The following is a 568-nucleotide window of genomic DNA, read 5'->3' as shown; positions in this document are numbered from 1 at the left end:
GAGAGCCGTGACGCGCTCCATCCGCGACGACCCACGAAGAGGCCCCAATGATGACAGCCCCCGCTCGCTTCCCGGCATGCCCCGCATCCTCGGGAGGTCGGCCGTGACCACGCACCAGCGCATCCGCCCCTTCAACACGAAGGACACCTACCCCGAGCAGCGCCTCGACAACGACCTCTGCCAGGCGGTCGTCGCGGGCGGGGTCGTCTACCTCCGCGGGCAGATCGGCCAGGACCTCGACACCCGAGCATCCGTCGGCATCGGAGACGTCGTCGCCCAGACCGAGCAGGCGATGGCGAACATCAAGATGCTCCTCGAAGAGGCCGGGAGTGGCCTCGAGGACATCGTCAAGGTGACCGTGTACCTCATCGATCCCCGCTATCGCGAGGACGTCTACCGGACGATGGGGACCTGGCTGCGCGGCGTCTTCCCCGTGTCCACCGGGATCGTCGTCCAGGCCCTCGCCCGCCCCGAATGGCTCGTGGAGATCGACGCGACCGCCGTCATCAGCGAACGGAGCCCGGCATGACCCTCTCCCTGATCCTCCGCGACCCCGACACCGGGGAGT

General features: G+C 68.5%; 2 protein-coding genes. Both read left to right on the top strand.

Annotated features, from left to right (window positions below; all coding sequences use genetic code 11):
- Window positions 1–76: 76 nt before the first annotated feature.
- On the top strand, window positions 77–529 hold the full coding sequence (locus OOT08_RS01680) for a RidA family protein (RefSeq protein ID WP_325091273.1): 453 nt from the start codon (window positions 77–79) through the stop codon (window positions 527–529).
- A partial coding sequence (locus OOT08_RS01675; RefSeq protein ID WP_325091272.1) for a hypothetical protein occupies window positions 526–568 on the top strand: 43 nt, incomplete at its 3' end. The genes OOT08_RS01680 and OOT08_RS01675, both read left to right, overlap by 4 nt.

This window comes from Leucobacter sp. M11 (assembly GCF_035726885.1).
Classification (GTDB): Bacteria; Actinomycetota; Actinomycetes; order Actinomycetales; family Microbacteriaceae; genus JAPFRB01.
Note: the sequence above shows the minus strand (reverse complement) of the source record. Positions and strands in the feature narration are given on the sequence as shown.